General features: G+C 32.5%; 1 protein-coding gene. It reads left to right on the top strand.

Annotated elements, in window-relative coordinates; genetic code table 11:
- Positions 1-31 precede the first annotated feature (31 nt).
- The gene (locus tag J3477_RS14200) at positions 32-14,716 is read left to right on the top strand and encodes a non-ribosomal peptide synthetase (protein WP_206870598.1); all 14,685 of its coding nucleotides are present in this window, start codon (positions 32-34) and stop codon (positions 14,714-14,716) included.
- Positions 14,717-14,725: the final 9 nt, after the last annotated feature.

Here is a 14,725-nt window from a genome sequence, read left to right as displayed (position 1 = left end):
AAAAGGTTATTTAAAGAGAGGAGTGACGTATATGTTAATAAAGATGTTTGAAGAACAAGTGAAAAAAAATCCACAAAAAATTGCAGTAAAGTCATTAGATAAAGAGATAACCTATGAGGTCCTAGAAGAAAAAGCAAATGAAATAGCTTTTGAGATAATGGATAACTGTAGGGAAACACTTCAGCCTGATAATATGGGGGGGAGATTTTCGGAAGAGCAAGACTTAAACTGGATTTTCAGTATGAAGGTAGAGGTAGAAAGAGTTGCCTTATTATTTGAACATGGCATAAACATGATAGAGGGAACTCTTGCAGCTTTAAAGGCCTCTAAGATTTATGTTCCTTTTGACCCGACATATCCTGAGCAGAGACTTTTGTATATGCTAGAAAATTCTGGAGCATCACTAATTGTAACTAATGAAAGAAATATTTTACTAGCAGAAAATTTGGTTAAGCAATGTAAACACTCGGTAAAGATATTAAATATAGATAAAATTAATACAAAAAAGTCCATTCAAGACATACTATTAGAAGATAATTTAGATGGTGATGAAGATAGAATAGCATATATTTTATATACCTCTGGTTCCACAGGGAGGCCAAAGGGGGTAGTCCAAACTCATAGGAACGTAATACATTTTATTAAAAGTTATAAAGAGGATATGAAAATCATAGAAGAGGATAGATTGACACTATTTTCTGCCTTTAGTCATGATGCAGCGGTAATGGATATATATGGGGGATTGCTAAGTGGAGCAACCCTATATCCTCTAAACATTAGAGAGCAAATCAATATCGGAGAAGTAAGCAAGTGGCTTATTGACAATGAGATTACCATATGGCATTCTGTTCCGACTTTATATAGATATTTTACTAATTATTTAAATGGAGACGAAGAATTTTCAAAGCTGAGACTTATTGTATTAGGTGGAGAAAGTATAAGGGGATATGATGTAGAAAACTTTAAAAAATCATTTCCTACATCAGCCTTAGTGAATTTATATGGACAATCTGAATCATCCTATAACTCTGCACAATTTTTTAACAAAGATTCAATTTTTGAAGGAATCACTTTAGGTTTGCCTACAGAAGAGACAGAACTTTTAATAATGAATGATAAAGGGAAGAAACTTGGAATCTTGAGAGCAGGAGAGATTGTAGTTAAAAGTAAGTATCTTGCAAAAGGGTATTGGGGAGAAAAAGAGAAAACAGAAGCGGTTTTTCATAAAGATAGAGAAAGCTGTGACATATACCATACTGGAGATCTGGGTAGGAGATTGGAAGATGGAACTATTGAATATATGGGAAGAAAGGATTTTCAGGTTAAGATAAGAGGTTTTAGAATTGAACCAGAAGAAGTAGAAGGAAAGCTTTTGACTTATGATGACATAAAAGAAGCAGTAGTAATGGCAAGAGATACGGAAGGTGAAGATGGGTATCTATGTGCATATATTGTGGCTGAAGGAGAAATATCAAGGACAAAATTAAGAGAGTATTTGGCAAGAGAACTTCCAGAATATATGATTCCATTATATTTTATGCAGCTAGAAGAAATGCCACTTACACCTAATGGGAAAATTAACAGAAACGAATTGCCAGAACTAAAGCGAAACATGGAAATAACAGAGGATTATGTGCCACCAAGAAATGAAACAGAGGAAAAAATAGCAGCTTTATGGGAAAAGATATTAGGTATAGGAAAAGTTGGAGTAAGAAGTAATTTCTTTAATTTAGGAGGACATTCCTTAAAGGCAACAGCTCTTGTTGCAGAAATACATAAGAGCTTCAATGTAGAAATACCCCTTAAGGAAATATTTACCGCACCAACAATAGAAGAAATTGCTAAATATATAGACAATGGAAAAGAAAGCGGATACAGACCTATAGAAACAGTAGAAAAAATGGATAGATATCCTGTATCAGCTGCGCAAAAGAGACTTTTTATATTAAATCAATTTAATGAAGATAGTACAAACTATAACATGTCATTTGCTATGGAAATTCAAGGCCAATTACAAATAGAAAGATTAGAAATGGCCTTCAATGTACTTATAGAAAGACATGAAGCCTTAAGGACTTTCTTTGAAATTTATGAAGGGCAAATTTGGCAAAAGGTACAGGAACAGCTGAATTTTAAGTTAGAATATTTAGATGGATCAAACTTAACGGAAGAAGAAAAAAGAAAAGTACTGGAAGGCTTTGTACAACCTTTTGATTTAACACAAGCACCGCTTTTGAGAGTAAAACTTATAAAAGAAGAGCAGAACAAACACGTATTGATGTTGGATATGCATCATATTATATCCGATGGTGTATCAATGGGGATACTAGTACAAGAGTTTGCAAGAATTTATGAAAGAAAGGTCTTACCAAAGCAGAAGCTGCAGTATAAAGATTTTGCAGTATGGCAGAATACAGAAGCTGCTTCAGAAAAAATGAAAGATCAGGAGACTTTTTGGTTAAACCAGCTTAAGGACCCAATAGAACCACTAAATATGCCATTAGATTTCAAGAGGCCTGAAAAGTTGACCTTTGAAGGTAACACTATTGGTTTTGAAGTTTCTTCTGAAATAGTGGAGAAATTAGATTTGTTAGCAAAGAAAAATAAAATTACTATGAACATGCTTTTGGTAGCTATTTATACTGTATTGATACATAAATATAGCGACCAAGAGAAAATCGTGATTGGTTCATTGGTATCTGGAAGAAATCATATTGATTTGGAAAACGTCATAGGAATGTTTTCAAATTTTCTTCCACTAGTAAGTAAAGTAAAGGAAAATCAAAGCTTTGTTGATTTTCTAAAAGATATGAAAAAAGTAATGGAAGAGGCTTATAGTTATCAAGAATATCCTTTTGATAAAATTGTAGAAAAAACAAATAGAAGGATAGATTTATCTAGAAATCCTATATTTGATACGATGCTTGTTTTTCATAATGAAATAGATCCAAATATGAATTGGGAAATAGAAGGTCTTAAATTCTTAGGCAGAGAGCTTAGAAATCAAGGAACATCCTTAGATTTCAAAATGGATATATATATAGGAAATAAAGGCCAGTTAAATGGCTATCTTCAATATAATAAAAAACTTTACAGAGAAGAAACCATGGAAAGTTTTACAAAATATTTCCGTGCTTTAATAAAAAATGTATTACAAAGCCCAGATAAACTTATAAGAGAAGTAGAACTTTTCGAAAAAGAAGAAAAGAAAAAACTGAAAGAAAAGCAAAAAGAAAATATACAACAACAAGGGACAGAAGAAATTTTAACTGTTAGTGCTACTTTTACTGCAGAGCCTATAAAAGAATACATTCAGTGGTGGGGCAAAAAATTTGGAACTAAGGTAAGCGTAGAATTCACAGGATATAATCAAGTTTTTCAAGAACTTCTTAATGATGAAAGCTTAATTTCTAAAAGCATTGGAAAGAAGCTTTTACTTATACGATTTGAGGATTGGATACGAAATAATACTGATAGTGATGTGGAGAAATGTAAGAAATTAGAAAGTAATTTTACAGAGTGTATAGAGATTTTAAAGAATAATGTAAGGAATAATTCGTATTTAGTGGCATTATTTCCTATTTCCACTCATTTAGATTATAATGACACAATTATGAGCTATCTTGAAGTATTGAATATAAGATGGAAAAAAAGCCTAGATAGCTTGGAAAATATACAATTAATAGACTTAACAAGTTTAGCAGAACGTTGCTCTATTAAAGAAGTCTTTGATCCTATAAAGGATAAAGCAGGACATCTTCCTTTTAGTGATTCTTTTTATGCTGCTATAGGTACTAAAATTGCTGAAGAATTATATTCAAGTGAAGAATTGAAGATTGAAAACTATACTGAAGAAGAATTATTAAAGCTTCCTATTTACAATGATTTTGAAGAAATAATAAGTAAAACTTTGTATGTGGCTCCGGAAAAAGAAAGTGAGAAAAAGTTAGTAGAAATACTATTAGAGATTCTACCAGTAAAGAACATAGGAATAGAAGATGATTTCTTTGCTTTAGGGGGGGATTCTTTAAAAGCTACAGTATTGATGTCAAAGATATTTAAAAACTTCCAAGTAGAGCTTTCTTTAAAAGATATTTTTGAGGATTCTAAAGTTAGGACAATGGCAGAAAAAATCGATGCCTTAGAGAAAAAGAACTATAGTACTATTCCTTCAATAGAAGAAAGAGCGGTATATCCTTTATCCTCTGCGCAAAAAAGGATATACCTGTTACAACAATTTGAAAAAGACAGCAGCAGTTATAATATGCCTGGGGCGGTAACTATAGAGGGGAAAATAGATAAAGAAAAAGTATCTTCGATTTTTAGAAGTTTAATTCAAAGACATGAAGCTTTGAGAACTTCTTTTGAATTAATTGGAGGAGAACCGGTACAAATCATTCACAAAATTGTTGATTTTACTTTAGAGTATATTGACAGAGCAGAATACCAAGAGGTGGATGATATTGGGGAGTTTATAAAGAGCTTTGATCTTACAAAGGCGCCGCTTCTTAGAGTGATGTTGGTGAAATGTAAAGAAGAAAAACATTTACTAATCTATGATATGCATCATATTATATCAGATGGTATTTCTATGAACATTTTAGTGAAAGAGTTTGTAGAATTGTACGAAGAAAGAGAATTGGTAAAACTACCAATTCAGTATAAGGAATATGCTGTATGGCAAAATGATGGTTTTGGGAAAGGTGCTATAAAAAAACAAGAGAAATATTGGTTAGATAAATTTTCAGGGGAAATACCAGTTTTAAAGCTTCCTACGGATTATCCAAGACCATCTCTTCAAAGCTTTGAAGGTGATCGAATTGATTTTAAGATAGACTCAATATGTACAAAAAAAATAAAAGATAACGCAGTAGAAACAGGAACTACTTTATACATGATCCTCCTTGCAGTGTGCAATATACTATTATCTAAATACAGTGGTGGAGAAGATATTATTATAGGAAGTCCTATTGCTGGTAGAAAACATGATGAATTACAAAATGTCATGGGAATGTTCGTTAACACATTAGGAATGCGAAATTTTCCAATAGGGAATAAAAGTTTTAGACAATTTCTTGAAGAAGTAAAAGAAAATGCAATGGAGGCTTATGAAAATCAAGAATATCCTTTTGAAGAACTCGTAAATAAGTTGGACCTTGAAAGGGATATAAGCAGAAATGCCCTTTTTGATGTGATGTTTTCTATGCAAAACATGAATGTGGCCAGCAAGAGCATTGAAGGACTAAAATTTACTCCAAAGCTTCTAAAGAATAACATCGCCAAATTCGACCTTACAATATCAGCAGAGGAGATTGATGGTAGTATTGCAATAAGTATAGAATATTGCACAAAACTCTTTAGGAGAGAAACTATAGAAAAGATTGGAGAACATTTTACAAATATTCTAATGGAAAGTACAAAAGCTTTGGATATAAAGATTTCTGAAATAGATATGCTTTCTTCAGAAGAGAAACAGGAGATTTTACAATTTTCTAACAATAAAATGGAAGAATATAATAAAGAGAAAAAACTACATCAGCTTTTTGAAGAGCAGGTTGAAAAAACTCCAAATAAGCTTGCTATGGTTATAGAAGAAAAGGAATATACTTATGCTGAAATCAATAAAAAAGCTAACCAGCTTGCAAGAAAACTTAGAGAAACAGGGATAACTGCCAATGTAATTGTAGGGATTTTAGCAGAGCGTTCTGTAGAGACTATAATAGCAATTCTGGGGATTTTAAAAGCAGGGGGAGCTTATTTACCAATAGATCCGGAGTATCCAGAAGAACGAATTACTTATGTGCTAGAAGATAGTGGAGTTGGAATTGTATTAACTGATCCTAAGTTAAAAGAAAAAATCAGCTTTAAAGGTAAGATAATTAATCTTCAAGATACCACTTTGTATAAAGGTAAAGATGAGAATTTAGAAAATGTAAACACTGATAAAGATCTTGCTTATATAATTTATACCTCTGGTTCTACAGGTGAACCAAAAGGCGTACTGATAGAACACAGAAACATTGTGAATCAGATTATAGGACTAAAAAGCATTTGTAAATTTGATAGTTCCCTTCGTTATGCATTACTTTATAAATTGACTTTTGATGTATCGGTACAACAAATATTTGTATGTCTAACTTCAGGAGCAAAGCTTTTTGTACCTTCTGAAGAAACAAGAAATAATATGAATCAGTTTTGGCAATTTATAGATAAGAATAGAATTAATATAATTGATACTGTTCCTTCTTTTGCAGAAGCTATGATAGAAAGTCGAGATGTGAAGCAAAACATACAATTTGAATATTTCATTATAGGTGCTGATACTTTTTCAAAAAATCTTTATGATAGATTAAAAGATGCTTTTTCTATAAAGCAGATTATAAATGCATATGGCCCTACAGAAACAACGATTAATGCCGCCTTATATCCTTGTAAAGAAACAGAACTAGATAAGACAGTACCTATTGGAAGACCACTTCCTAATTATACAATCTATATATTGGATAAGTATAATAACTTAGTACCTGTAGGAATGCCAGGAGAATTGTGCATAGGTGGGAAGGGTGTTGGAAGAGGATATTTAAACAAACCTGAACTTACCACAGAGAAATTCATTACAAATCCTTTTAATGAAGGCGAGAGGATATATAAAACCGGCGACTTAGCAAAATGGTTGCCAAGTGGAAATATAGAATTTTTAGGTAGAATAGATAATCAAGTAAAAATTAGGGGCTTCAGAATTGAGCTAGGTGAGATAGAGAGCCAAATTTTAAGACACAACGCTGTTAAAGAAGCTATAGTTATAGATCGAAAAGATGAAACAGGAAATAAATATCTTTGCGGCTATTTTATTAGCGATAAAGAAATTACTGCATCAGTACTAAAGGATGAATTAACTAAGGTTCTGCCAGATTATATGATTCCAACTTATCTAATGAAGCTTGAGAAAATGCCGCTTACTAGTAATGGAAAAATAAACAGAAAAGCATTGCCAAAGCCAGAGGAGGATTTGGAGAGAAATATAAAATATGTGGCGCCAGAAAATGAACTAGAAGAAAAGCTTTCACGAATATTCAACGAAGTTTTGAATAAAGAAAAAATAGGAAGAATGGATAATTTCTTTGAACTAGGAGGACATTCCTTAAAAGCTATATTGTTGGGAGCGAAAATACATAAGGTTTTTAATGTAGAAGTACCTCTTAAGGAAATCTTTAAAACGCCAACAGTAGGTAAACTAGCAACCTACATACAAAATAAAAAGATGGAAGAATATAGTTCTATAGAAGCTGTGGAAGAAAGACAATATTATCCTGTATCCTCTGCAGAAAAAAGACTGTTTACTCTAAATCAATTTGAAAAGGAGAGTATAGGCTACAATATGCCAGGTGCAATCCGAATGCAAGGGCAGTTAGATAGAGATAAGCTAGAAAAAGCTTTTAATAGCTTAATTAAACGACACAGTACCTTGAGAACCTCCTTTGAGGTATTAGAAGATGAGATTGTTCAAATAATTCATGAGGATGTAGAAATTAACATTGAATATATGGAAGTAAAAGAAGATAAAGTAGCCATTATTGCAAAAAATTTTATAAGACCGTTTGACTTAAGTGTTGCACCGTTACTTAGAGTGAAATTGCTCTGCACATCAGAAAATCAATATGTTTTGCTTTTTGATATGCATCACATTATATCTGATGGTGTTTCTATGGAAATACTTATAAAAGAATTTGCTAAGCTTTATGGCTCCAAAGAACTTCTACCACTGAAAATACAATATAAAGATTATTCTGTATGGCAGCAGCAGTTGATTAAGGACTATACAATGAATGATCATGAAAAATATTGGTTAGATAAGTTTTCTAGAGAAATACCTATATTGAATTTACCTACAGACTATATGAGACCTTCTATGCAGCAATTTGAAGGAGATAGAGTGACTTTTAAGCTGAATAAAGAAAGCTTGGAAAGGTTAAAGGATATTGCTGTAACGTGTCAGGCAACCACTTATATTGTATTATTAGCAGCATACAATGTATTTTTGGCTAAATATAGTGGTCAGGAGGATATTATAGTAGGTACCCCTATTGCAGGAAGAAATCATGCAGATTTGCAAGATGTAATAGGTATGTTTGTAAATACTTTAGCAATGAGAAATTTTCCAGAGGGAGATAAAACCTTCTTTGAGTTTTTGGAAGATGTTAAGAGAAATTCAATAGAAGCTTATGAACACGAGCAGTATCAATTTGAAGAATTGGTAGAAAAGGTAGAAATAAGAAGAGATATTAGTAGAAATCCAATTTTTGATACGGTATTTGTTATGCAAAGTGGAGAGGAAGAGAAGATAGAAGTAGAAGGAATTACCTTCTCGCCTTATGAATTAGAAAAAAGAATATCCAAATTCGATTTAACTCTTTCTGCTATGGAAGCACAGGATGGATTATATATGGATATTGAATATTCAACTAAGCTATTTAAAAGAGAAACAATAGAAAGAATGAAGGAACATTTTATAAAGCTTATAGAAGAAATTATAGAGGATAAAGATAAGAAAATATCAGAAATTAATCTGCTTTTAGAAGTAGAAGAAAGAAAGCTAATATCTTTATTAGATAATAGAGAAGTAGAATATCCAAAGAAAAAAACAATCCAAAAACTATTTGAAGAACAAGCAGAAAGAGTGCCGGATCAAATAGCAGTGATATGTGGAGAGAAGAGTATAACCTATCGAGAGCTAAATGAAAGGGCAAATCAACTTGCGTACCGTCTTAGAGAAAAAGGGGTAAAAGCAGATAGCATAGTGGGAATTCAGATAGATCGATCTATAGAAATTATTATAGGAATGATTGGAACTTTAAAGGCAGGAGGAGCATATTTGCCAATGGATCCTACTTATCCAAAGGATAGAATTCAATACATGATGGAGGATAGTAAGATTAACATAGTACTTACAATGCACTCTGTCAACAATGATGTGGTTTTTGAAGGTGAAAAAGTTTATCTGGATGAAGAAGAAAGTTACAGTATAAATAAGAAAAATCCAGTATCCATAAATACAACAGAAGATTTAGCTTATATTATCTACACCTCAGGTTCTACAGGAAAGCCAAAAGGCGCCATGATTGAACACAAAAATGTGGTTCGACTTATGAAAAATGAAAAAATGCTTTTTGATTTCACTGAGGCAGATACTTGGACTATGTTTCATTCTATGTGTTTTGATTTTTCAGTTTGGGAAATTTATGGAGCTCTATTGTATGGTGGGAAATTGGTGATTGTTAAAAAGGAAGTAGCACAAAATACTAAAGAGTTTTTACAGCTACTGAAGAAAGAAAAAGTTACAGTGCTTAATCAAACACCAACTGCTTTTTATAATTTGTGTAATGAAGAAGAGAAAGTGCTTAAAAAAGAATTAAGCCTCCGCTATATAATCTTTGGAGGAGAAGCCTTAAAGCCAGGTATGTTAAAGGCTTGGAGAGAAAAATATCCTAACACAGAACTGATAAACATGTATGGAATAACGGAGACCACTGTTCATGTTACTTTTAAAAAAATTAGGGAAGAAGAAATAGAAAAAAATATCAGTAATATTGGAAAACCGATTCCTACGTTGAGCATGTATATCATGGATAAAAATATGAAATTGCAACCATTAGGTGTACCTGGAGAAATATGTGTAGGTGGCGATGGTGTTGGAAGAGGGTATTTAAATAGAGTTGAACTGACAGAGGAAAAGTTTGTTCAGAATCCATATGTAAAAGGAGAACGACTCTATCGTTCCGGGGATTTGGCAAGGGTGCTGTCCAATGGAGAGCTTGAATATTTAGGAAGAATTGATCAACAGGTTAAGATCAGAGGCTTTAGAATTGAATTGGGTGAAATAGAAACTCAACTGCTAAGGCTAAAAGATATAAAGGATGTTGTGGTGTTGCACAAGGCAGAAGCTAGCGGAGACGGATATTTGTGCGGATATATAGTTTCAGAAAGAGAACTTTCCGTAGCAGAACTAAGAGCGCATTTATCTCTAAAGTTGCCAGATTATATGATTCCTGCTTATTTTGTGCAACTAGAGAAAATTCCATTAACGTCTAACGGGAAAGTAGATAGAAAAATGCTTCCAGAGCCAAAAGAAGGTATAGTGAGCAATAAAGCCTATGTAGCACCAAAAAATAAAATGGAAGAAAAACTGGCGACATTATGGCAAGAAGCTTTGGGCTTAGAAAGAGTAGGAATGAAGGATAATTTCTTTGAATTAGGGGGACACTCCTTAAAAGCTGCAAATCTTGTAGCAAAAATTCATCAAAGCTTCAATGTTGAAGTACCTTTGAAAGAGATTTTTAAAGCTCCTACTATGGAAGGCCTTGCGGATTATATAAAATACGCAAAAGAAAGCCAATATTTATCAATACAAAAAGCAGACAAGCAAGAATGGTATCCTGTATCTTCTGCACAAAAAAGACTTTTTGCATTACATCAATCTAATATAGATAGTACAAGTTACAATATGTCTTTTGGTATGCAGATTAAAGGAAAGCTAGATAATGAAAGAATAGAAAGCACCTTTAAAAAGCTAATAGAAAGGCATGAAGCTTTGAGAACTTCCTTTGAAATGAAGGAAGGAGAGGTAGTACAAAAGGTTAAGGAAAAAATTGATTTTGAAGTAGAGTATATTGATATTTTGACACTTTTAGAAAAGGATATTAAAGAGGAAAATGAGATTGCAAAACTTATTGAAGAGAAAGTCCAGAAGATATCAGCTGATTTTGTACAACCTTTTGACTTAAGTAAAACTCCACTTTTGAGAGTAAAGTTAGTTAAAGAAGAGGATGAAAGCTACAAGTTAATGGTAGATCTTCACCATATTATATCCGATGGAGTTTCTATGGGAATTCTGATGCAGGAATTTGTAGAGTTATATGAAGGAAAAGAACTACCAGAGTTAAAACTACAATATAAAGATTTTGCAGTATGGCAGAACTCATCTCTTGTATCAAAGAAGTTGACAGAGCAGGAGGGATATTGGACTGAAGCTTTCAAGAAAGTAATAGAGCCGTTAAATATGCCTTTGGACTTTGAAAGACCAGAAAATCTAACCTTTGAAGGGAGAAATCTTTCTTTTGAGGTTTCTAGTGAAACAGTAGAAGCATTAAATAATCTTGCAAAAGAAAAGAGAAGTACTTTAAATATGGTGTTACTTTCTATGTACAGTATACTTTTGAATAAGTACAGTGACCAAGAGGAGATTGTAATGGGATCTCTGGTAGCAGGAAGAAGACATATGGATCTAGACAGGATTATGGGGATGTTTGCAAACTTCCTTCCTATTAAAGCTAATATTGATAAGAATCAAAGCTTTGAAGAATTCTTGGAGGAAATGAATTACAATATTACAGAAGTATATGACAACCAGGAATATCCTTTCGAAAAAATAGTGGAGAAAGTTAATGCAGTAAGAGATCGTTCTAGAAATCCTATTTTTGATACCATGATGATTTTCCACAATGAAATTGATAATAATTTAAACTGGGAGATCCAGGGGCTTAAATTTACAAGCTATAGCTTGAAAAATGAAACAGTACCTTTAGATTTTAAAGTGGATTTCTATATGAGTGAGAAAGGAGAATTAAAGGGTTATCTGCAATACAATATAAATTTATATAAAGAAGAAACAATGAAGAGATTTATACAGCATTTTAATAGTCTCATGAATACTTTTTTAAAAAATCCTAAACAAAGAATAGCTGAGATAGAATTGTTTGAAAAAGAAGAAAAAGCACAGTTAGAAAAAAGACAGAAAAAAACTGTAAAAGGAACAGAAGAAACAATTTCCTTAGCTGTAAGTGCTACTTTTACATCGGAACCTATTAAAGAATATGTTCAATGGTGGGGAAGACAGTTTGGTCAGCAAATTCAGGTGGAATTTGCGGCATATAATCAAGTGTTCCAGGAATTGCTTACTCCTACAAGTTTACTTTCTACTAATAAGGGATTAAACCTTCTTCTTGTACGAATGGAAGACTGGATAAGGGATGACAAGAATAATGATGTGGAAAAATGCAAGAAACTAGAAAGGACCTTCACGGAATTTATAGAAGTACTGAAAAATAAAAATAGAGAAATTCCGTACTTTGTAGGGGTATTTCCTTTGTCTACCCATCTAAAACATAGCGAGGTAGTGCTTAATTATCTTGAGGTTTTAAATGTGAGATGGAGAGAAGCCTTGAAAGAACAGGAAAATATACACCTCATAGATTTTACGGAGTTAGGTAATAATTATAGTATTCAAGAGATTTTTGATCCAGTAAAAGATAAGGCAGGACATCTTCCTTTTAGTGATAGCTATTATGCAGCCATGGGAACCGATATTGCAAGAAAAATTTATAGTTGGAAAAAGCAGCCGTTTAAAGTAATTGTAGTAGACTGTGATAATACTTTGTGGAAAGGTGTTTGCGGAGAAGATGGAACTCTAGGAGTGAAAGTAGAGGAACCTTATAAAAATCTTCAAAAATTACTTCTTCAAAAGAATAGAGAAGGAATGCTTTTGGCTATATGCAGTAAAAATAATGAAGAAGATGTCTGGGAAGTGTTTGAGAAGAATCCAGGAATGATTTTGAAAAAAGAACATTTCATAGAATGGAGAATTAACTGGAAGGCAAAATCAGAAAATATAAAGGAACTGGCTACAGCACTTAATTTAGGAGTGGATAGTTTTATTTTTATCGATGATAGCCCTATGGAATGTGCAGAGGTAATGACTAACTGTCCTCAGGTATTAACTTTACAATTACCAAAGGAAGAAAAGAAAATTACACGATATTTGAGACATGTTTGGGCTTTAGACAGATTTAAGGTAACCAAAGAAGATCTAAATAGAACTCAGATGTATATGCAAGAAAGAAAACGACAGCTTGCTTCTGAAACTGGACTTTCCTTAAGTGCTTTTCTAGAAGGATTAAAGTTAAAAATGAGTATGAAACTACTGGAAAAAGATCAATATTCTAGAGTAGCTCAACTTACTCAAAGAACAAACCAATTCAACTTAAGTACAATACGAAGAACAGAAATAGAGTTAGAAACTCTTATAGCAGAAGAAAATATGACCTGCTGGGTGGTAGAAGTAGCAGATCGATTCGGAGAATATGGCTTGGTAGGAGTTGTGATTACCAAAGAAGAAGCAAAGACCCTATATATAGATACCTTTTTATTAAGCTGTAGAGTATTAGCAAGAGGAATTGAAAATGCAATAATGACAGGCTTGAAAAGATACTGTTTAGAAAAAGATATAACTACCATCGAAGCACGATATTATCCAACTGCAAAGAACAAGCCGTTTTTGGAATTCATTGAAAAAACAAAATGGAAGAAAAAAGAAGAAAACAAAACCTATACAGAATTCAAGCTTTCAATTGAAGAGATACCAGATGCTATAGATTACATCGATTTTTATTATAACCAAGGATACGTTAAAGTTGAGCAGAAAGAAATAGAAACAGAAAAAATAGGAGAACAGCAGCAAGTAATTGAGAGTGAAAATATAGAAGAAATAGTCGGAGTGGGAAAGATTGCTTCAGAATATGTAGCTGCTGCAGTAGAAAGCAAAGATTATGAAGAGAGCTATGATTGGGATATAGAGCTTGTAAATGAGGAAAAATTGCTTTATAAAAATCAGCTACTTCCACTAAAATATTACACTGGACGAGCTTTGTTAGAAATACCGATTCATGATCTGCAAGAAGAAAAGATAGAGAGAGCTGTTTATGTAGCACCTATAGGTTTGATAGAAGAAAAAATGGTGAAAATATGGTATGAGATCTTAGGGGTAGAAAATATCGGAATTGTAGATGACTTCTTTAAAATAGGTGGAGATTCTTTGAAAGCTATTATTATGGTGTCTAAAGTGCACAAGGAATTTAATATAGAACTACCTTTAAAAGAAGTTTTTGAAAATCCTACCATAAGGCATATTGCATCATGTATTTCTAAAATGCAGTTTTCTGGAGAACTTAAAGATAATAGCGTGGAACAAGCACTTATTCTCTTAAATGAAAAGAAGGAGAAAAATATATTCTTATTCCCACCGATAATTGGATATGGAATTTCTTATAAATATTTATCCAATTTGATTAAAGATTCATCTGTATATGCATTAAACTTTATAGAAGGAAAAGATGCAATGGATCACTATGTAAGGTTACTTTGCAGTGTTCAAAAAGAAGGACCTTATATGCTGTTAGGTTACTCTGCTGGTGGAAATGTAGCCTTTGAAGTAGCGAAGGAGCTAGAAAAACGAGGTTATGAAGTTTCAGATGTCATTTTGTTTGATTCCTATAAAAAAGATAGAAAAGGAAACTTGAAAAAGGAAGATATTCAAATGAGCGTAGATAATATGATAAACGCATTAAAGGCAGATGGAGCTTTTGCAAAAAATTTAAATAGTGAAGTTGTAATAGAAAATATCGCTGATAAGGTAGAAGGATATGAAGGTTATATCAATGAACTGGTTATTGAAGGTACAATAAAGGCTGATATACATTTTATAAAAGCAGGAGATAACTATTTAATTCCAGGTATAGAAGATACGAGAGATGGATGGCGCAAAAATACCACAGGAGAATTCCTGATATATGAAGGTTTTGGAAATCACTTTGAGATGATTAACCCAGGATATGCTGAGAAAAATCAGAAAATCTTAAGAACAATATATAATAAATTTAAATAACTTTCGAAA

Source organism: Clostridium zeae (assembly GCF_017312485.1).
In the GTDB taxonomy this organism is placed as follows: domain Bacteria; phylum Bacillota; class Clostridia; order Clostridiales; family Clostridiaceae; genus Clostridium_AR; species Clostridium_AR zeae.
Note: the sequence above shows the minus strand (reverse complement) of the source record. Positions and strands in the feature narration are given on the sequence as shown.

Bases quoted from the DNA above. Each gene is read 5' to 3' on its own strand.
- J3477_RS14200 (WP_206870598.1), top strand. From the start codon at position 32: ATGTTAATAAAGATGTTTGAAGAACAAGTGAAAAAAAATCCACAAAAA.